Origin of the sequence: Algoriphagus terrigena DSM 22685 (genome assembly GCF_000429445.1) — a bacterium.
GTDB classification, from domain to species: Bacteria; Bacteroidota; Bacteroidia; order Cytophagales; family Cyclobacteriaceae; genus Algoriphagus; species Algoriphagus terrigena.
Genome location: NZ_AUBW01000007.1, coordinates 89,562 through 109,002, shown reverse-complemented (window position 1 = coordinate 109,002; position 19,441 = coordinate 89,562). Strand labels below are relative to the sequence as shown.

Below are 19,441 nucleotides of genomic sequence, written 5' to 3'. Positions count from 1 at the left end.
CTTTCACTTTTAGTGCTGGGATTTATACAGAAGAGGCGAGAGACAGGCTCTACGACCCTCTGGCAACCTTCCGAAGCGGAAAGGTGCCAATTCCTGCCGACTGAGCTATTCTCTTTCGGAACTATAAATTCTTTGCAAAATGCACAAGCTATTTATTCTCTGTTTTTCTTTCGGCCGCAGGCCAAAATTCCTATCCAATTTCGGATTCATTCTATTCGGATCTAGCGCCTTCGCGTCTGATTCAAGACATACCGACCTCGTTTTTCGGGATCTTTTCAGTTTTTTCCTAACCCTCTAACCTCAATTTTATGTCTGCCAATTATCGCTTCGAAACGCTCCAGCTTCACGCCGGACAAGCTCCAGACTCCGCTACCAATGCCAGAGCGGTCCCCATCTACCAAACTACCTCCTACGTCTTCAACAGCGCGGAGCATGGAGCCAATCTTTTTGGCTTGAAAGAATTTGGAAACATCTACACCAGGATCATGAATCCTACGACAGATGTTTTTGAAAATAGAATTGCTGCGCTTGAAGGCGGAGTTGCCGCCGTCGCTACCAGCTCAGGTCAGGCAGCGCAGTTTCTGGCTTTGAACAACATTATGGAAGCTGGTGACAATTTCGTTTCCACCACGTTCCTATATGGAGGCACTTACAACCAGTTCAAAGTCGCTTTTAAGAGGCTGGGGATAGATGCCCGCTTCGCAAAAGGAAATTCTCCGGAAGCATTTGAAAAACTCATCGACTCCAAGACAAAAGCGATCTACCTAGAGACGATCGGCAATCCGGAATTCAATATTCCTGACTTCGACGCCATCGCGGCCCTAGCCAAAATACATGACATCCCTTTGGTCGTGGACAACACCTTCGGCGCTGGCGGGTACCTCTTCCAGCCTATCGCACACGGAGCAAATATCGTCGTTTCATCAGCTACCAAATGGATTGGCGGTCACGGTACTTCTATCGGTGGAGTGATCGTGGATGCAGGCAATTTCAATTGGGGAAATGGAAAATTCCCCCAATTCTCTGAGCCTTCCGAAGGATATCACGGCTTGAATTTCTGGCAGGTCTTCGGTGAAAATAATCCTTTGGGACTTCCAAACATCGCTTTCGCCATCCGTGCCAGAGTTGAAGGTCTAAGAGACTTCGGCCCGGCAATCAGCCCTTTCAATTCCTTCCTGCTGCTCCAAGGGATCGAAACGCTTTCGCTTCGTGTGCAAAGAACCGTAGACAATGCGCTGGAAATTGCCAAATGGCTGGAAGCTCATCCGCAGGTTTCCAAGGTGAATTATCCTGGACTTGCCTCCTCTCCTTACCATGCGTTGGGTAAGAAATATCTCAAAAATGGCTTCGGCGGTGTGCTGAGTTTTGAGATCAAGGGAAGCAAGGAACAGACTTCCGCTTTCATCAACAATCTGCAACTCATCTCACACCTCGCCAATGTCGGCGACGCCAAAACACTGATTATCCAACCTTCTGCCACGACGCATCAGCAGCTTTCCGATGCCGAGCAACTTGCGGCAGGAGTCACCCCAACCATGCTCCGAATCTCTCTCGGCATCGAACACATCGACGATATCAAAGCTGATTTGCAGCAAGCATTCGAAAAAATCTAATTACCCCAATGAATTTGACAAGCCAATACGCTGAACCGACTATGACTCAGGAAGTTTTCCACTCGACTGACCCTTTGCACTTGGAATCCGGCGAAGTCCTGAGAGATTTTGACCTCGCCTACACCACTTATGGAAAGTTGAATCCTGAGAAAAACAACGTAATCTGGGTGATTCATGCCCTGACCGGAGATTCCAAAGCAGCTGAATGGTGGAACGGCCTGATCGGAGAAGATAAGTTCTTTGACCCTGCCAACCACTTTATCATCTGTGCCAATCTGCTTGGCAGCTGCTATGGGTCTACCAATCCGTTCAGCGAAAATCCAGAGACCGGCGAACCGTATTTCTATGATTTCCCCCAAGTCACGACACGTGATCTCGCCGCAAGTCTGGAGAGGCTTCGGGTCGGACTGGGGATCGATCATATTCATACATTGATTGGCGGATCTTTGGGCGGGCAGGTTGGCCTGGAGTGGGCAGTGACTTTGGGTCAAAAGTTGAAAAATGCGGTGATTTTAGCCTCAACCTCCAAAACCTCCCCATGGGTAATTGGCTTTAACGAAACACAGCGAATGGCAATCGAATCAGACTGCAGCTGGGGCGAATGCCACGAACTCGCTGGAGCCAAAGGCCTCGAGACTGCCCGCGCGATCGCCATGCTGAGCTACCGGCATCCAGATGATCTCTTGATCAAGCAAAGCGATAAGGAAGAAAAATTGGACGGATTCCGAGCTGCTTCCTATTTGCGATATCAGGGTCAAAAACTTGTCAAGCGATTCAATGCCCTTTCCTATTGGACGCTTTCCAAAGCCATGGACAGCCATGATTTGGGTAGAAATAGAGGGGGAATAGACGCGGCAATAGGATCTATCGAAGCGCGAGTCTTAACTATTGGTGTCAATTCTGATCTGTTGTTTTTGCCACACGAGGCGCAATACATCAGTCAAAAGTCCAAACGGGGAACATACAAGGAGATCAACTCTACTGCCGGGCACGATGCGTTTTTGATCGAGTTTGAGCAATTGGCTTACTTTCTCAGATCTTACTACTTGGAGCAACAGTAAAAGATGGCGGGCTAGACCCGCCATTTCTTTTTTAAATGCAGTGTATCACAAATAGTTGTTGACTTTTGCCATAACCATTTTTACCAAAGAGGAAAAGGAGATAAACATATCCTGATTTCTTTTTCCTTTGCAGTGAAATAACTGTGCGTCACTTCGCGATTATTTTTTTTTGTTACCCGGTCTGCAACGCATTTACAGAATAACCTATCTCACTTAACTCGCGTCCATACCACCGTTCTACCCACAAAGGAAAACCCAATATACCCTTTGACTTCTAGGACATCCATGGTTTGGAGTTTAGCTTCGCAGGAATAGGTTTTCCCGGAGAATGGATCATAGATTTCTCCGTCTTTCCACATTCCATTTTCAAATTTCAAGCTTTCTACAAGTGCCATTCCCACCAACTGCCTACTTCTCAATTTTGGATCCGAATTTTTCTGATCAGTAATAGGCTTTCCGTCCAAAGTCGGGGCTTTTAACCAGACAATACTTCCGAAAAATTCTGAACCGATTTTCTTGATCTCAATTTGCGCTGTTTTTTCAGTGTTGTACCATTTACCCAAAATGGAGCCTTCTGACTGTGCTTGGGCACTGAGGGCCGCCCCAAAAAAGAGGAAGACAAGGAATGAAGTAAACTGTCGGTTTTTCATAAAAATTAAGTTTTGTTATCCCCAAATACGGATAGATTTGAATCTGATATGAGTGAGGTAGAAAATTTAACACAAAAGCGCAGTATTTTCATTTCAGAGTTTGAGGGCATTTCTCTGGGTTTGCTGCCTGAGAGAGCCCTTTGGATTGAGTCTCTAAATTCACTTTTGATCGCTGATCTGCACTTTGGAAAAGCAGCGCATTTTCGGAAGTCCGGCATCCCGATTCCGGAACCTGTCCACGACTTTGACCTGATCCGCTTGCAAAAGCTCCACGAAGAATTCCGCCCGGCGCATACTTATTTTCTGGGCGATCTTTTTCATTCCGACTGGAACGAGCAGTGGACGTATCTGAACCAGTTTTTGGCTGGGCTTGGAGACACGCATTTTCACTTAGTCTTGGGTAATCACGATGTACTTTCTGCCGAAGCCTACCAACAATCCGTCTTGAGGATTCATAAAGAACCATTTGAAGTTGGTCCGTTAGTCATGTCCCACGAACCACTGAAAACCGTAAAAGAAGGCCAATTGAATGTCTTCGGGCATATTCATCCTGGCGTGAGACTGGTCGGTAAGGCGAGACAATCGGTTTTGCTTCCCTGCTTTTTCCAAAGCAAAAACCAGCTTTTACTTCCCGCCTTTGGAAATTTTACCGGCTTGGCACCAGTGAGACCCGAAAAGCAGGATAAGGTCTGGGCAATTACAAACGAAAAAATCATCGCTGTCCTTTCTGGCACATCGATTGGTTAAATCCGCTTGGCTTTCCTATTTTTGAACCGAATTAACCAACTATGGCTAACCCATCCCGCAAGAAAAAAACACTCGGTCATTTCAAGTTTGGCAGTGTGCTGTTCAGCACTACCCTATCGCTTTTCATCGTTGGCCTTTTTGGGGTGATTTTGATCCAAGCAAGATCGCTGACCAAGATGATCCGGGAAAATATTGAGGTGCAGATCTTCCTCGACAAAGGCCTTTCTGAAGAGCAACTCGCTGAAATAGACAAAAACATTTCCGGTCGGCCTTTTATCCTGACCAAAGCGGATACGGTAGGACTCCGGTTTATCTCCGACGAGGAAGCTGCCGCTACCTTCATCGAAAACACAGGCGAAGACTTCACCGAATTTCTGGAGGAAAACCCCTTGCGGGACAGCTTTGTAATCGTCGTGGCGGAGGAGTTTCAGACCTCCGAGCAGTTGGAGACCATCGCCAAAGACCTCGAAGGAATCCCCGGTGTCTTTGAAGTCTCCTACATGACGGATTTGGTGGACTCCATCAACAAAAACCTATTGAAAGTGAGCTTAGTCTTGGGCGGTTTCATTTCGATCCTGATTATCACGGTGGTCATGTTGATCAATAATACGATTCGCTTGGCGCTCTTTTCCCAGCGATTCCTGATCCGCTCGATGCAATTGGTCGGAGCCACGAGAGGTTTTATTAGAAAGCCATTCTTACAGCGTGCGCTTCTGTTTGGCATGATCGCGGGTGCGGTCGCCTCGGCGATCCTGTTTGCGTTGGTCGAGTACACCAAGGCGAATATTGAAGGGTTTGTCATGTTGCAAAACCAGGAAATGCTGATTCTGCTTTTCTTAACGCTGATCGTGATTGGAGGTATCCTCTCTGTCTTCAGCACGCTGCGTGCAGTCAATAAATACTTGAACATGTCTCTGGACGAACTTTATTAATCATGAGCAACTCACCTTTTCCTTTTGCCAAAAAGAACTACCAGTTGATGCTGGTTGGGCTTGGGCTCATTGTCCTGGGATTCATCATCATCGGTCTTGACGGCGCGCCTCACGGCAATGGAGTGCTCGGCTTGACGGTTGGGCCGATCGTGACGCTGGCCGGTTTTATCTTTGAGTTTTACGCGATCTTTGCCAAAGCAGAGAAAAGCTAAGACCAGTATCATTCAGCTCTGTTAAGCAGGGTTGCCTAACTTAAAAACATGCAGCAAGAAGCTTACGGAGAAGTATTTCTGATCGACAAGCCACGGGAATGGACTTCATTTGACGTGGTCAAAAAAGTAAGAAATGCCCTTCGTATCAAAAAGGTCGGCCATGCCGGCACCCTTGATCCTTTGGCTACGGGTCTATTGATTGTTTGCGCGGGAAAGCAGACCAAGCAGATTGAAACCTACATGGGTCAGGAAAAGGAATACACCGGCACATTTGTGATCGGCGCGACGACCGAGTCCTTTGATCTCGAAAAGCCCGTCATCCCTGTCGCTGATCCGTCACACATCCAGCTCGACGACGTACTGAAAGCGGCGGCACAACTGACCGGAGATATTCTTCAAGTCCCTCCGATGCACTCCGCCATCAAAGTCGATGGAAAGCGCGTCTACGAATCGGCCAGAAAAGGGATCGAAGTACAGATGGAAGCACGGCCTACGCAGGTTCGTGAATTCGAAATCACGCGGTTTCAGGGAGATGAGATAGATTTTCGGATTTCTTGTTCCAAAGGAACTTACATCAGAAGCCTTGCCCGAGATCTTGGTGAACTGCTGGGAACGGGGGCTTATATGAAATCGCTTTGCAGAACCCGAATCGGAAATTTTCTGCTTTCGGATGCCCACGAATTGACCTCGTTGATCGAAGAAATCAAAGCCAGACCTCATGAAAATCTATGAAGGACTGGAGGGCTTTACTCCGGTAAAGAACGCGGTGGTGACCTCTGGAACTTTTGACGGAGTTCACTTGGGGCATCAAAAAATCCTGACGCGAATCCGGGAAATCGCCCGGTCAATCCAAGGAGAAACGGTCCTGATCACTTTTTGGCCACATCCGAGACTGGTACTGTATCCCAACGAGCATAACCTGAGACTGCTCAGCACTTTCGAAGAGAAGACCAAGCTCCTTCGTCAGTTTGGGATTGATCATCTGATCACGATTCCTTTTACCCAGGAGTTTTCTCAGATAAGCTCCGCCGAATTTATCGCGAAAGTCCTCATCGATGCCATCCAAACCAAGAAACTGGTGATTGGCTACGATCACCGCTTTGGGAAAAACCGCGAAGGGAGCTTCGAATACCTGAAAGCCAACAGCTCGGATTTTGGGTTTGATCTGGAGGAGATCTCGCGGCAAGACGTGGAAGAGATTGCTGTCTCGAGCACCAAAATCCGGAGAGCGCTCGAATCCGGAGACGTCAAAACCGCTGAAAGTTGCCTGGGGAGACCTTATGAACTGAACGGCTTGGTAATCAAAGGTCAGCAGATCGGCCGCTCGATCGGATTCCCCACCGCCAACATCCATATTCCAAACGATTACAAACTAATCCCGAAGGACGGCGTTTACGCAGTAGAAGCTTCCGTGGACGGCACTCTGTACAAGGCGATGCTGAATATCGGCAACCGCCCGACGGTAGATGGAACCAAGAAAACGGTGGAAGCCAATTTGTTTGATTTCCAAGGCGATCTCTACGACAAGCAGATCACGGTTTACTTTCATGAATTCCTCAGAGAAGAGCGTAAATTTGACAGCCTGGAAGCGCTGAAGAATCAACTGTTTCAGGATCAGAAGACCGCCAGATCTTTACTTTAAACCCAAATAGTCCATGATAAACAAGACTGTGAAAAATGCACAGGAAGCCGTCGCCGATATTCCCAGCGACTGCATGCTGATGATGGGAGGATTTGGCCTCAGCGGCATCCCCGAAAACTGCATCCAAGCTTTGCTGGAAAAGGACATCAAAGGCCTCACGATCGTATCCAACAACGCCGGTGTAGATGACTTCGGCATCGGCCTGCTACTCCAAAAGCGGATGGTCAAAAAGATGATCTCCAGCTACGTGGGTGAAAATGCCGAATTTGAAAGACAGTTGCTAAGCGGTGAGTTGGAAGTAGACCTGATTCCCCAAGGGACACTTGCAGAGCGCGTGAGAGCTGGAGGAGCAGGGATTCCGGCATTCTTCACTCCCGCAGGAGTTGGCACAGAAGTCGCTGAGGGAAAAGAAATTAGGGAGTTTGACGGAAAGCTATACCTGATGGAGAGCTGGCTGCGGGCGGACTTTTCCATTGTGAAAGCTTGGAAAGGAGACACTTCCGGCAATTTGATTTTTCGGGGCACGGCCAGAAACTTTAACCCGATCATGGCGACGGCTGGCAAGATTTGCATTGCCGAAGTGGAAGAATTGGTCGCTGACGGTGAGCTGGATCCCAACCAAGTCCATACGCCGGGAATCTTTGTACAGCGGATTTTCCAGGGAAAGGATTACGAGAAAAGAATTGAGAAACGAACCGTAACCCGCTAGATCCCATGCTGACCAAAGAACAAATCGCACAGCGAATCGCCAAAGAGGTGAAGACCGGACAGTATATCAATCTCGGTATTGGAATCCCGACTTTGGTTGCTAACTACATTCCCAAGGATCTGGATGTGGTCTTGCAGTCGGAGAATGGACTTTTGGGTATCGGCCCCTTCCCTACCGAGGAAAACGTCGACCCGGATTTGATCAATGCGGGAAAGCAAACAATTACCATGCTTCCAGGCTCTGCGCTGTTCAACTCTGCTGAGTCCTTTGCGATGATCCGCGGCGGACATGTACACCTGACGATTCTTGGGGCGATGGAAGTCTCTGAAAACGGCGACATCGCCAACTGGAAAATTCCTGGCAAAATGGTGAAAGGGATGGGCGGAGCGATGGACTTAGTAGCGTCGGCTGACAATATCATCGTCGCGATGCAGCATTGCTCCAAAGACGGGGAATCCAAGCTGCTGCCGGAGTGCAGTCTTCCGATCACCGGAATAAACTGTGTCCGGAAGATCGTTTCTGATCTGGCTGTATTGGAAGTTGCTCCCGAAGGAGGTTTCATACTAAAGGAAAGAGCACCCGGCGTATCTGTCGAAGAAATCCAGTCTAAAACCGCAGGCAAACTTATTATCGAAGGAGAAATCCCTGAGATGACTTTCGATTAATCCGACCGTGGGGAACTTGCAAAAGCAATCACCGGTTTCCCGATAAATATTTACACCATGAAATCGAGCATGGCTCCCAGCGTCACACGCCGGATGCCCCGATAGCTGTCGGAATACATGCGAGACAGGCTAGGTGATCATTGAAAAACAATTATAAACAAATGAAAAAATCCGACATCAAATTCCAGATCGAACTGGACGAAAATAACCTCCCAAAAGCGATTCAATGGGATGCTTCTGACAAGGAATCCCATGGCATGGAATCCACAAAGAGTATCAGCGTCAATGTCTGGGACAACCTAAACCACGCCACGCTACGGATTGACCTTTGGACAGAAGAGATGTCTGTGGTCGAGATGAAGCGGTTCTACATCGATATCCTGGGCGGCATGGCCCAGACGGTGCTGAACAGCACGGGTGATGAATATTTCTCCGAGGAAATGAAGGAACTTTGTGATCGACTGGTAAAGCACGTGAATGAAGAAAATAAGAGAAACTCTTAATTTCTTTAGTCAAATGCTTAAAAAAGACGTGCTGGATTGTACGTCTTTTTTTTTGTCCGGAGAAGAAAGAAAATAATTCATTTTTCGAATTTCCAATAAAACGTTAAGGTAGGTTCTGAATTTCTAATATTCCGCCTTAAAAATTCTAAATTTTTCTAAAAAGCCCCTCAGTTTCCGTTTTTGGGCAATTTTTCAAAAACCCGAGCAACTGGTTTATTTAATACCGAAAGATTTTTAATTCGGTTTTTAGCATAAATTTCGATCAATTGAACAGCTAATCACCTCATTTAGCTTTCTCCCAAATAACCACACACAAACTAGCCTATGCGAAATTTTACAACCCAAGTCGGGAGGGCATTACTCACATTCATGTTTGTAGTTTCCCTCGGTACTGCCGCAGTGTACGCCCAGACCACCATATCTGGCACCGTCACTGATAAGGAAACCCAGGAGACCCTAGTGGGCGTCAACATCATCGTGAAGGGAAAAGTAATCGGTACGATCACGGATCTGGAAGGTGGGTTTTCTCTCAACGTAGCGCAGCAACCGCCATTTACGTTGGTATTTTCCATGGTGGGGTATACTCCTTTTGAAATAGAAATTTCCGAGGCAAACACCTCAAATTTGAAAGTAGAACTGGCTGAACAAACCATGCTTGGTCAGGAAGTGGTCGTTTCTGCCTCGAGAGTTGAGGAAAGCATTTTGCAGTCCCCAGTCTCAATTGAAAAAATGGACATACTGGCCATTAGAGATACTCCTTCGGACACCTATTATAAGGCTATCGCCAATCTCAAAGGTGTTGACGTAACCTCTTCTTCCATCAACTTTCAAATTATAAATGCCAGAGGATTTAATTCTACAGGAAATACCCGCTTTGTCCAGCTCACAGACGGTATGGATACTCAGGCACCAGCATTGAATTTCCCTATCGGAAATCTAAATGGACCCTCTGAACTGGATGTAGAAAGTGTGGAGTTCATTCCAGGAGCTGCTTCGGCACTCTATGGTCCCAATGCCTTCAATGGTATCCTATTAGTCAACAGCAAAAGTCCCTTTGAATACCAAGGTTTGAGCGCTTTTTACAAGCAGGGATTCAATCACTTCGGTGGAACGGCCGGCGAGCCAACCAGTCCCCAGCCGATGTACGAAGGGTCAATCCGTTTTGCTAAGGCATTTAACAACAAATGGGCCTTCAAGATCAACGGTTCATTTATGCAGGCGGAAGATTGGTACGGTACAGACCAGACTGATCTCGCCGCTTCCACCCAGGGAGATTTACCATTCAATCCGGGAGCAAACAAAGTCCATGTCTTTGGTGATGAAGTATCCAATAACATCGGCTTGCTACGAAATGTTGGAGCGGTCCAACAAATAGCCCAATCTCTGGGAATCGGCGGATATCTGGGCAGCATTCCAGACCAGATCGTGTCCAGAACTGGCTATGACGAAAGATACTTGGTGGATTACGGCGCCAAAAACTATAAGGTAAACGGTGCGCTCCATTACAGGATAAGTGACCGATCTGAGCTTTCTTATACCCTAAACTATGGTGCAGGAACTTCGGTCTATACCGGCGCTCAGCGATACTCTCTAAAAAACTTCGAAATCACTCAACACAAGCTTGAACTGAGAGGCTCCAATTACTTCCTCAGAGGCTACACCACCCGAGAAAACTCCGGGGAATCCTTCATTGCAGATTTGACCGGTGTGAACATCAACTCCATGTGGAAAGATAATTCAACCTGGTTTGTAGAATATGCACTCGGCTACATGGGAGCTTTGGCTCAGCAGGGAGTGGCACCCGGAGCACCAGGAACAACTGATCAACAGGCAAATGCTCATGGAGCAGCCAGAGGAATTGCTGAGCAGGGTCGCTATGAACCAGGTTCGCTTGAATTTGAAAACGCCTCAAAAGAAGTCCGAAGCAAGTTTATCCCTGAGGGCTCACTTTTCAATGATAAATCACGGATGTACATGGCTGAAGGTCAATATGATTTCCGGGAAGAAATCGACTTTATGGATCTACAGGTGGGTGGTCAATACCGGGTTTATGAGTTGAGATCCAACGGTACAATTTTCGCAGATGTGGAAGGAAATGAGATCACGATTTCGGAGTACGGAGCGTTTGTACAGGCAGGAAAAAAAGTCTGGAATGACAAATTGAAGATTTCCGGAAGCTTGAGATATGACAAAAATGAAAATTTTGAAGGCCAGCTAAGTCCAAGAATTTCAGGGGTTTTGACCCAAAAAAACCATAACATCAGACTTTCTTACCAGACTGGTTTCCGTATGCCAACTACTCAGGGACAGCATATCGATCTCAATGTAGTTTCAGCACGATTGATTGGAGGCCTGCCTTATTACCGGGAGAAATATGACATCTTCACCAATGCCTTCACCATGGCGTCGGTGGAGCAATATGTGGCAAAAGTAGGATCAGGTACGAGCCCTGTGGCCCCGGAAGCGACCGCACTGCTGCAGCCGGCGACGGCAGAGGATTTTCCAGAGTTAGGTCCAGAACAGGTAAAATCAATTGAGGTCGGGTATAAGAGTTTGTTGAACAACAACAAAATAATGATCGACTTTGCCTATTACTACAACATCTACAACAATTTCATCACTCAGAACGCGGTAAGGAAGGCTCCTGGACCCGTCTATCCGAATCCTGCAAATGGTGACCAATTGGCGATCAACGCAGTCAATGCCCCTACGCTTTTGACTCCGATTACAACTCCCGGAAGTGAAAACACCTTCCAGACCTACACCAATTTTACCGGAGGTTCAGTGAAAGCACATGGCGCTGCTTTTGGAATTACTTTTAACTTGGTGAAGAGCTACACCCTTTCAGGAAATTACAATTACAATAAGCTGCTTTCATCCCCTGCTGAAGGTTTTCTCAATGACTTCAATACGCCGGAGCATAAGGGAAATATCGTTTTTGGTAACAGAAGGCTTACCAAAAATTTGGGCTTTAATGTCGCTTGGAGATATCAGACTGAGTTTAGATGGGAATCCTCATTTGCCAGAGGAGATGTACCGGCAGTTTCCAATTTTGATGCCCAGTTGAGTTACAAAGTCAGCTCCATCAAGTCAATCCTCAAGCTGGGAGGCTCCAATATCCTCAATAACAGGTACATCTATAATTTTGGAGGTCCGACGATTGGAGCGATTTATTATATCTCCATCACCTTTGATGAGTTGCTAAATTAATTCACCCATGAAAAACATTCTAAAATATATAGTCATACCAGTTCTGGGATTCACAGCATCTTGTACCTATGATTTTCCGGTAGAAGATATCCAGGAACCAACCTCAGGTGAGGCTGATTTCACCAAAATGGTCACAATCGGTGACGGAATTGCAGCCGGATTTATGGACGGTGCATTATACGACAGAGGGCAAGGCAATTCATTCGCAGTTCATCTATCTGAGCAGATGAAACTGATCAATGGAGGGAGCTTTAATCAGCCATCGATCAATTCAGTAAATGGCTTTTATGCCATGGGCCCAAATAATACAATTTTGGGAAGATTGATCCTGAAAACCACAGGCGGATCCACTGCTCCAGCTCCGATCGGTCCAGGAGAATTGCCAACAGCCTTTGCAGGAAACAAAGCTGATCTGAACAATTTTTCAGTACCAAATATGTCACTTTTACTGGCATTGGTTCCCCAAACTGGCGGCCCAAATGTTCCTCAAAATCCAGCATACAATACCTACTACGCGAGGTTTGCTTCAAATCCCGGAGTTTCTTCTCCCATTGGAGATGCTACGCAAGCCTTGGGGACAAGCGGAACTTTCTTCTCATTCTGGTTGGGAAGCAGTGATGTCTTAGGCTATGCGATCAGCGGAGCCTCCAACCCTGCCATTCTCACTTCAGATGCGGATTTCGGTCAAAGGTTCGGCGCAGCTTTGGGTGCGATGCTTCAGGCCAATCCCGATGCTAAAGGTGCTGTCGCCAATATTCCAAACTTGAATGTTCTTCCCTACTTTAACCTGGTTCCTTGGAATGCGCTTCCCCTGGATGCAGCTACCGCCGGTGCTGTCAATCAAGGATTTGCTGCTTACAACGGAGGCTTGGCCCAGTTGCAAGGGATGGGATTGATCACCGAAGCTGAGAAAACCCTTCGCACTGTAAGTTTTGCAGCTGGACAAAATGGATTTCTGATGTCAGACGAAAGCTTGACTGATCTGACTCAGTTTGGACTTCCATCAATCAGGCAAAGTAAATCAACCGATAAGGCAACGCTAACTCTGTCACAGGCACTCGGTCGGCCTGTGGGAGGAAATCCTCAACAGGTAAGAGGCGTAAGCTATCCGGTGGAAGATGCTTTCGTTCTAATTCCTGCCGAGCAAACTGAAATTCAAGCCAAAATCACCACGTTTAACGGTGTGATAGCTACTGCGGTCACAGCAAACACACAGCGATTGGTTTTGGTGGATATCAATTCGTTTTTGAGCCAAGTTCTTCAAGGCGGGGTTAATTTTGGCGGTGCTGCGCTTACAGCTTCTATCGTCCCTCCAAACGGTGGATTCTCTGTCGATGGAGTCCATCCAAATGGCCGTGCTCATGGCTTCATTGCCAATGAATTTATCAATGCCATCAATGCCAAATGGGGATCCAATATTCCCTTGATCAATCCAAATGCTATCCCGGGAAATGATCTTCCGGTACAATAACTTCGATTATAATAACCCAAATAATCCAAGCCGCTTGATCCGTCAAGCGGCTTTTTTCATGATTTTGGAGAAAACCTTCCAGCTTATTCCTCCATCCAATCAAGAAAGGCTGCGGTGGCACTTTGACTGGTCGTCAACTTTTCGCTAGATTTTTTAAGAAAAATAACCGCTAAATCCCGCGTTGGTAACGATCACTTTGACTGTACCGTCATTTTCGACCACATTGATCTACTAGACATCTAGGGTTTCCATCCGCTGGGAATTGTCGCCCTTGAAAGACCCAAAAAACAAAAAGGAGAGAACTAAAGCAGTACTTATTGCGAATGTTCTGAGGAAGACGAGTTCTTTGTTCATGATAGTTTGCCGTTTTTTTGAATGATTGATAAGCGAAACTAGCATACGGAAATCAGGCGCAGGATCAGAAAAGAGCCAGCTCAGGAAAAAATCAAATTAATGAATGAGTAAACTTCAGAACACGCAAAAAAAAACCTGTCCAAAAGGACAGGTTTTACCAGGATGGTAACAACATCAATCAGTTCACATCCCCCATCATCTTCTTGAGTACCGGCTTCAGCAAGAAGAGCACCACTGCCGATCCAACCACCGTATAGACGATCATCATAAACTGGTCCGGCATTGCGGCGAGGCCTTCCTCTGTTCCACCGCTCGCCTCTCCGGCAATGATTCCGGCAAAAAGATTTCCGAGGGCCACGGACAAAAACCAAATCCCCATCATTTGTCCTGCATATCCCTTCGGTGCCAATTTGGTTGTAACGGAGAGCCCAACCGGCGACAGGCTCAATTCGCCAAAGGTGTGGAGCATATAGGTAATAATCAGCCAGCTTGGAGCTGCCAGCTCGCCTGAGGCGGCTATCTTGGTCGCGAAGTACATCACAAAAAAGCCAAGCCCAAGCAACAACAGTCCGAACGTGAATTTCAATGGAGAGCTGGGCTCCAGATGGATTCTTCCCAGCCAGACCCATAGAGCCGCGAAAACTGGAGCAAAAATGATGATAAAGAGGGAATTGATGGACTGGAAATAGCCAGTTGGGATCTCCCATCCAAAGATCGTCCGGTCGGTAAATCGCTCTGCGAAGAGGTTCAGTGTCGATCCAGCCTGCTCAAATCCCGACCAAAACATCGCCGAGAATATAAAAAGGATCGCAATTGCTCCGACCTTCTTCTTGTCAGAGTTGACCAATCCTCCGAATAGGATCACATATCCCAAATAACCAAAAGCAACAATTACAATCACAGTCCCCGATGCTCCGGCAATCGCTGAAGCGTCAATTGAAATCACGCCAGTGAACAGTATCGCGATGATTACCGCGCCGACTAGCCCGATCACTGACGAGACGGACCGCAGTTTGTTTCTAGACGCAATCTCTTGCGGGGTGACCACGACGGGCGGTTCTCCATATCCGTCAAGTGAGCCGGCAGTGAGTCGGTATTGGATCAGACCCAAGACCATCCCCAATCCGGCAAGGCCGAAACCCAGGTGCATGTCAAACTCGGCGACGGTGCTGCAGGCTATCGGAGCGATAAATCCACCCAAGTTGATACCCATGTAGAAGATAGAGAAACCTGCGTCCCGTTTGGAACTGCCGGCTGGATAAAGTTGACCTACGATCGAACTGATGTTGGGCTTCAATAATCCTGTTCCCATTACGATCAGGATCAATCCGAGGAAAAACGAAGTCGTATCCAGGAAACTCAAGGAGTCTTTCGCAGCAGATGCTCCATTGATCCAAGAGTCGATACCGGGCAAAGCCATCATAAAGTGGCCCAGCGCGATGATGATACCGCCATACCAGACGGATTTCTTCAAGCCGAAAAGGCGATCCGCAAGCCAGCCGCCCGGCAGAGCCAAGAGATAAACCCCCATGGTGTAAAGTCCGTAGACCGCTCCAGCCGTCTTGTCATCAAATCCCAACCCCCCGTCGATAATGGCTTTGGTCATAAAAAGGATCAGCAATGCCCGCATCCCATAGTAGCTAAAACGCTCCCACATTTCTGTGAAAAACAAAGTCATCAGCCCTTTCGGATGGCCGAAAGCGGTTGGCCCGGTAAATTCAGAGTTAAGTTGTTTTTCCAAGAATCAATTTTTAAGGGTAAGAAACAGAACTGCAATGATAAACTTTTTTGGCTCTTGTTTAAAAAATTTTACACCCATGCCTCCTAGAAACCAAGCTTTCCAAGGGTTAAAAATCTATATTTTTTTGATCCAAAGGCAGAAACCTGACAGAAGTCAAATATTATTCTGATTTTTCTTCGTAATCGATTGAAAAGCCAAAATTCGATGATTTTTTATTTTGAATTTGAATATTCTCCCTAATTTTGGGGCAACAATAACCAGAATTGTAAACCCAAATAGTTATGCAGGACCTAGTTCTGACCCCCACCCTTCCCTCCTATCCGCAACCACATACAGACACAAGCGGAAAAGTCTTCTCCAACCTCTCTCCCGCCGAATTGATCGAGCATGCCCTGCGCAGAAAAGAGGGATTTCTCTCTTCGAACGGCGCCTTGGTAGCGGACACCGGTAAGTTCACCGGTCGCTCTCCTCAGGATCGGTATATCGTGAGAGATGCGAAAACGGCCGACGCCGTCTGGTGGGGCGAGATCAATATCCCATTTGACGAAGAGAAGTTTGACCAGTTATTGGCCAAGATGAAAAATCACCTTGCTGACAAAGATCTCTTTGTCCGCTACGCATCTGCAGGTGCAGATCCCAACCATCAGATGAGGCTAAAGATCGTCAACACGCTGGCTTGGCATAACCTGTTTTGCTACAACATGTTTCTTCGGCCCAGCAAGGACGAATTGAAATCTTTCCAGTCCGATTTCACGATCATCTGCGCGCCTGATTTCGAGGCGGATCCAGCGGTAGATGGCACCAAAAGCCCAAATTTTGCCATCTTGGACCTGTCCCGCAGGATGATTCTCATTGGAGGCACTGCTTATGCAGGAGAGATGAAAAAGGGAATTTTCTCTGTTTTGAATTTTCTTCTTCCCCACGAGAAGGGCGTCCTTTCCATGCATTGCTCTGCAAACCAGGGAAAAGACGGCGATACAGCCATCTTCTTTGGATTATCTGGTACGGGGAAAACCACCCTCTCGGCAGATCCGGACCGACAGCTGATCGGAGACGATGAACACGGCTGGACGAGCGATTCCGTTTTCAATTTTGAAGGGGGATGCTACGCAAAAGTGGTGGATCTGACGCGGGAAAAGGAGCCGGAAATATTTGATGCAATCAAATTTGGTTCGATCGTGGAAAACACCCGATTCAAGCCGGGAACTCGGGAGATCGATTTTACCAATAGATCAGTCACCGAAAATACCCGCACGGCCTACCCGATTCATTACATTCCAAATGCCGTTCTTCCGTCAATCGGAGGCATTCCAAAGAATATTTTCTTCCTGACCGCAGATGCGTTTGGAGTGATTCCTCCTATCTCAAAGCTCAACAAGAGTCAGGCGATGTACCACTTCATCTCGGGGTATACGGCAAAAGTGGCTGGTACAGAAATGGGCGTCACTGAGCCTAAATTGACATTTTCGGCATGTTTCGGAGCGGCATTCCTTCCACTCCATCCAACAGAATACGCCAAATTGTTTGGCGAAAAGATGGAAAAACACGAAGTGAATGTCTGGCTGATCAACACAGGTTGGACTGGAGGAGCCTATGGAACTGGCTCCAGGATGAAGCTTTCACACACTCGGGCGATGATCAAAGCGGCGTTGGAAGGGAGTTTGGAGTATGCTCCATTCAGGAAGGACCCGATATTTGGATTCAGCGTGCCGGAGATTTGCCCCAATGTGCCTTTTGAAGTTTTAAACCCAAGAAATACGTGGAAAAATGCAGAAGACTACGATCGAACCGCGAACGAACTGGCCAATGCTTTCATCACTAATTTCGAAAAATTCAAGGAGTTTGCGGATGAAAATATCCTCAAAGGGGCACCATTGCGGTAATCTGAAATAAGGCAAGGAGAACCATGTTCTCCTTGTCTTTTTTATTACCAAAGTACCAACTGGAAATCCTATTTTTGCCATTCAAAATTCTTTTGACCTAAGGGTCGGACAAAACAGAAATTTTAAACTGATGAAAACAGCAGAAATTATTACCGAAAAAGGAACGATGAAGGTAGAGTTCTATGAAAAGGACGCTCCTCTCGCTGTTCAAAACTTTATTGACCTCTCCAACAAAGGTTTCTACGATGGCCTCACCTTCCATCGTGTGATTCCAAACTTTGTCATCCAAGGCGGTTGCCCGATCGGCAATGGCGCTGGAGGACCTGGCTACAAGATCAAATGTGAGCTGGATGGCGAAAATCAGTATCACGACAGAGGCGTTCTTTCGATGGCTCATGCCGGAAGAAATACCGGCGGATCACAGTTTTTCATCTGCCACAGCCGTACCAACACGGCGCACTTGGACAGAAACCATACTTGCTTTGGCAAGGTCGTAGAAGGTTTGGACGTCATCGACACGATAAAGGCAGGCGACAAGATCGAAAAGATTGTCATCAGCGAAACAGAAGCTTAATCACAATAGCCCGAAACAGAAAGTCCCTCTTTTGAGGGATTTTCTGTTTTAGAGGAGTCCAGACAGGACTCGGCCATGAGTACCATATTCTCCAGCGGCTGCCAGGCGGTTTTAGGTTGGAATGGAAATTGCCAATGGAACGTCCGAACCTCTTCACCATGGCAAAATCCTTTCTTTCCATTCTGCTTCTTCTTTGTCTCCAGCTTCCATTCCAGGCTTTTTCGCAGCGATACGGCACTGCACTTGGACTTCGGTTTGGGAATTCCGATCTGAACAGAACACTTGGTGTGACCGTGCAGCAACGGTTGACAGAACGAGTCACCCTGGAAGGAATCATCCAATCAGATTTTAACCGGAATTCAACTTTTTCTTTGCTCGCCGAAAGGCACCGGCCGATCATTTCCAAACGGTTCAACTATTATCTGGGTGGCGGTGTTGCCTTTGGCAGCGAAGAAAGCTTTGTGAAGAATCCCGGAACGAAAGAAATCATCCATACGTATGGCAACAGCACATTTGGAGTAGATCTGATCGCCGGAATCGAGTTGACACTGGCGAATGCTGTGATCTCCCTCGACTACAAGCCCAACATCAATATTAGCGGACGGGAGGAATTTTTCAGAGGCCAGGTGGGGATTTCGGCCCGATCAGTATTGGTGAAAAGCAAAGAACAAAAACGTCGGCAGAAACAACGCCAAAAGGCTAAAAACGCCTCTAAGAGTCAGCAAAAAAAGCCCTTTTCGAACTTGTTCAAAAAGAATTAATCAACCTGCGTCTGTCAGGCTTTTTCGATACACCTTCTCGTGGATATCCGAGTTTTTGACAATGGCCCGGTACCATTTCATTCTCAGCTCTTGTTTCTCAGATTCGGAAAGATGGAAATTCTCGATGCCCATTTTCTCGGCTTTTCTCACCAGATCAAAGAGAAAGACCGAAGCTGAGACGGAAATATTAAAACTGTCGGTAAAGCCCAGCATTGGAATATGTACCAGTCCATCGGCTTTGGATTTGACTTCCCCGGATATTCCCTCGTGCTCGTTTCCAAACACCAAAGCCAGTTTTTCCTCAGGCTGTAAATCATAGATAGAAATCCCGTCAGCACTTGGACTGGTTCCGTAGATTTTGTAGCCTTTTTCCCGCAGGGAATCAAAGCAGGTATCTACCGAACTGCTGCCTTCCTGGTAGTATTTATGCAAATCCACCCATTGGGACGCTCCGCGAGTGACATAAGGATTGACTTTGTATTGGTCGGTCTTCTCGATCACGTGGATGTCCTGAAGGCCAAAACAGTCGCAGGTCCGGATGACGGCGCTGGCGTTGTGCGGCTTAAAAATATCCTCCAGTACTACCGTAAGGTGCCGTGTCCGCTTTGCAAGAACCCGCTCCATCACAGATTTCTTATGTGGGGTAATGTACTGGCCGAGATAGTCCAGCAGGCCCTGGTCGAATGTGTCTTCCTCTTCGCTCATTGCAAAAA

At 47.1% G+C, this 19,441-nt stretch carries 18 protein-coding genes and 1 riboswitch; of the genes, 15 read left to right on the top strand and 3 right to left on the bottom strand.

Going from position 1 to position 19,441, the window contains the following annotated elements; all coding sequences use genetic code 11:
- Positions 1-19: 19 nt before the first annotated feature.
- Positions 20-130, top strand: a riboswitch (SAM riboswitch).
- Positions 131-308: 178 nt separating this feature from the next.
- Both G459_RS0107655 and G459_RS0107650 read left to right on the top strand, forming a co-directional pair.
- Positions 309-1,613 (top strand): O-acetylhomoserine aminocarboxypropyltransferase/cysteine synthase family protein, encoded by a 1,305-nt coding sequence (locus tag G459_RS0107655; protein ID WP_026967121.1) that lies wholly within the window; start codon positions 309-311, stop codon positions 1,611-1,613.
- 8 nt (positions 1,614-1,621) lie between these two features.
- Positions 1,622-2,674: a homoserine O-acetyltransferase family protein gene (locus G459_RS0107650; protein ID WP_026967120.1), complete on the top strand. Its 1,053-nt coding sequence runs from the start codon at positions 1,622-1,624 to the stop codon at positions 2,672-2,674.
- 209 nt (positions 2,675-2,883) lie between these two features.
- On the opposite strand, the gene G459_RS0107645 is transcribed toward G459_RS0107650, so the two are convergent.
- Positions 2,884-3,324 carry a DUF2147 domain-containing protein gene (locus G459_RS0107645; protein ID WP_026967119.1) on the bottom strand — a complete coding sequence of 147 codons (441 nt, stop codon included), beginning with the start codon at positions 3,322-3,324 and terminating at the stop codon, positions 2,884-2,886.
- Positions 3,325-3,372: 48 nt separating this feature from the next.
- Here G459_RS0107645 and pdeM point away from each other — a divergent pair, with 48 nt between their 5' ends.
- The 10 genes from pdeM (at position 3,373) to G459_RS0107595 (ending at position 13,415) form a co-directional block, all read left to right on the top strand.
- Positions 3,373-4,071 (top strand): ligase-associated DNA damage response endonuclease PdeM, encoded by a 699-nt coding sequence (gene pdeM, locus G459_RS0107640; RefSeq protein ID WP_084454418.1) that lies wholly within the window; start codon positions 3,373-3,375, stop codon positions 4,069-4,071.
- 41 nt (positions 4,072-4,112) lie between these two features.
- Positions 4,113-5,003 (top strand): cell division protein FtsX, encoded by an 891-nt coding sequence (locus G459_RS0107635; protein ID WP_026967117.1) that lies wholly within the window; start codon positions 4,113-4,115, stop codon positions 5,001-5,003.
- A 2-nt stretch (positions 5,004-5,005) separates the two neighbouring features.
- Positions 5,006-5,215 carry a DUF3098 domain-containing protein gene (locus tag G459_RS0107630; RefSeq protein ID WP_026967116.1) on the top strand — a complete coding sequence of 70 codons (210 nt, stop codon included), beginning with the start codon at positions 5,006-5,008 and terminating at the stop codon, positions 5,213-5,215.
- 48 nt (positions 5,216-5,263) lie between these two features.
- Positions 5,264-5,947: a tRNA pseudouridine(55) synthase TruB gene (gene truB, locus G459_RS0107625; RefSeq protein ID WP_026967115.1), complete on the top strand. Its 684-nt coding sequence runs from the start codon at positions 5,264-5,266 to the stop codon at positions 5,945-5,947.
- Positions 5,934-6,857 (top strand): bifunctional riboflavin kinase/FAD synthetase, encoded by a 924-nt coding sequence (locus G459_RS0107620; RefSeq protein WP_026967114.1) that lies wholly within the window; start codon positions 5,934-5,936, stop codon positions 6,855-6,857. Before truB ends, G459_RS0107620 begins: the two co-directional genes overlap by 14 nt.
- A 13-nt stretch (positions 6,858-6,870) precedes the next feature.
- A complete protein-coding gene (locus tag G459_RS0107615) occupies positions 6,871-7,566 on the top strand; it encodes a CoA transferase subunit A (protein ID WP_026967113.1) in 696 nt (231 codons plus the stop codon).
- Positions 7,567-7,571: 5 nt separating this feature from the next.
- Positions 7,572-8,231 carry a CoA transferase subunit B gene (locus tag G459_RS0107610; RefSeq protein ID WP_026967112.1) on the top strand — a complete coding sequence of 220 codons (660 nt, stop codon included), beginning with the start codon at positions 7,572-7,574 and terminating at the stop codon, positions 8,229-8,231.
- A gap of 161 nt (positions 8,232-8,392) precedes the next feature.
- Complete coding sequence (gldC, locus tag G459_RS0107605; protein ID WP_026967111.1) at positions 8,393-8,734, top strand: gliding motility protein GldC; 342 nt, start codon at positions 8,393-8,395, stop codon at positions 8,732-8,734.
- A 324-nt stretch (positions 8,735-9,058) separates the two neighbouring features.
- Positions 9,059-11,944 (top strand): TonB-dependent receptor, encoded by a 2,886-nt coding sequence (locus G459_RS0107600; RefSeq protein ID WP_026967110.1) that lies wholly within the window; start codon positions 9,059-9,061, stop codon positions 11,942-11,944.
- Positions 11,945-11,951: 7 nt separating this feature from the next.
- A complete protein-coding gene (locus G459_RS0107595; protein WP_026967109.1) occupies positions 11,952-13,415 on the top strand; it encodes a hypothetical protein in 1,464 nt (487 codons plus the stop codon).
- A gap of 532 nt (positions 13,416-13,947) precedes the next feature.
- On the opposite strand, the gene G459_RS0107585 is transcribed toward G459_RS0107595, so the two are convergent.
- Positions 13,948-15,510, bottom strand: a complete 1,563-nt coding sequence (locus tag G459_RS0107585) for a peptide MFS transporter (RefSeq protein WP_026967108.1) — start codon at positions 15,508-15,510, stop codon at positions 13,948-13,950.
- Positions 15,511-15,791: 281 nt separating this feature from the next.
- Here G459_RS0107585 and pckA point away from each other — a divergent pair, with 281 nt between their 5' ends.
- The 3 genes from pckA to G459_RS0107570 all read left to right on the top strand — a co-directional run bounded on the left by pckA (position 15,792) and on the right by G459_RS0107570 (position 18,728).
- A complete protein-coding gene (pckA, locus tag G459_RS0107580) occupies positions 15,792-17,393 on the top strand; it encodes a phosphoenolpyruvate carboxykinase (ATP) (RefSeq protein ID WP_026967107.1) in 1,602 nt (533 codons plus the stop codon).
- A gap of 130 nt (positions 17,394-17,523) precedes the next feature.
- Positions 17,524-17,967 carry a peptidylprolyl isomerase gene (locus G459_RS0107575; RefSeq protein WP_026967106.1) on the top strand — a complete coding sequence of 148 codons (444 nt, stop codon included), beginning with the start codon at positions 17,524-17,526 and terminating at the stop codon, positions 17,965-17,967.
- 158 nt (positions 17,968-18,125) lie between these two features.
- Complete coding sequence (locus tag G459_RS0107570) at positions 18,126-18,728, top strand: hypothetical protein (protein WP_026967105.1); 603 nt, start codon at positions 18,126-18,128, stop codon at positions 18,726-18,728.
- Here the strand turns inward: G459_RS0107570 and G459_RS0107565 are convergent, their stop codons facing one another.
- Positions 18,729-19,433 (bottom strand): TrmH family RNA methyltransferase, encoded by a 705-nt coding sequence (locus tag G459_RS0107565; RefSeq protein ID WP_026967104.1) that lies wholly within the window; start codon positions 19,431-19,433, stop codon positions 18,729-18,731. It abuts the gene before it with no gap.
- Positions 19,434-19,441: the final 8 nt, after the last annotated feature.

Bases quoted from the DNA above. Each gene is read 5' to 3' on its own strand.
- G459_RS0107655 (WP_026967121.1), top strand. From the start codon at position 309: ATGTCTGCCAATTATCGCTTCGAAACGCTCCAGCTTCACGCCGGACAA.
- G459_RS0107650 (WP_026967120.1), top strand. From the start codon at position 1,622: ATGAATTTGACAAGCCAATACGCTGAACCGACTATGACTCAGGAAGTT.
- G459_RS0107645 (WP_026967119.1), bottom strand. From the start codon at position 3,324: ATGAAAAACCGACAGTTTACTTCATTCCTTGTCTTCCTCTTTTTTGGG.
- pdeM (WP_084454418.1), top strand. From the start codon at position 3,373: ATGAGTGAGGTAGAAAATTTAACACAAAAGCGCAGTATTTTCATTTCA.
- G459_RS0107635 (WP_026967117.1), top strand. From the start codon at position 4,113: ATGGCTAACCCATCCCGCAAGAAAAAAACACTCGGTCATTTCAAGTTT.
- G459_RS0107630 (WP_026967116.1), top strand. From the start codon at position 5,006: ATGAGCAACTCACCTTTTCCTTTTGCCAAAAAGAACTACCAGTTGATG.
- truB (WP_026967115.1), top strand. From the start codon at position 5,264: ATGCAGCAAGAAGCTTACGGAGAAGTATTTCTGATCGACAAGCCACGG.
- G459_RS0107620 (WP_026967114.1), top strand. From the start codon at position 5,934: ATGAAAATCTATGAAGGACTGGAGGGCTTTACTCCGGTAAAGAACGCG.
- G459_RS0107615 (WP_026967113.1), top strand. From the start codon at position 6,871: ATGATAAACAAGACTGTGAAAAATGCACAGGAAGCCGTCGCCGATATT.
- G459_RS0107610 (WP_026967112.1), top strand. From the start codon at position 7,572: ATGCTGACCAAAGAACAAATCGCACAGCGAATCGCCAAAGAGGTGAAG.
- gldC (WP_026967111.1), top strand. From the start codon at position 8,393: ATGAAAAAATCCGACATCAAATTCCAGATCGAACTGGACGAAAATAAC.
- G459_RS0107600 (WP_026967110.1), top strand. From the start codon at position 9,059: ATGCGAAATTTTACAACCCAAGTCGGGAGGGCATTACTCACATTCATG.
- G459_RS0107595 (WP_026967109.1), top strand. From the start codon at position 11,952: ATGAAAAACATTCTAAAATATATAGTCATACCAGTTCTGGGATTCACA.
- pckA (WP_026967107.1), top strand. From the start codon at position 15,792: ATGCAGGACCTAGTTCTGACCCCCACCCTTCCCTCCTATCCGCAACCA.
- G459_RS0107575 (WP_026967106.1), top strand. From the start codon at position 17,524: ATGAAAACAGCAGAAATTATTACCGAAAAAGGAACGATGAAGGTAGAG.
- G459_RS0107570 (WP_026967105.1), top strand. From the start codon at position 18,126: ATGGCAAAATCCTTTCTTTCCATTCTGCTTCTTCTTTGTCTCCAGCTT.
- G459_RS0107565 (WP_026967104.1), bottom strand. From the start codon at position 19,433: ATGAGCGAAGAGGAAGACACATTCGACCAGGGCCTGCTGGACTATCTC.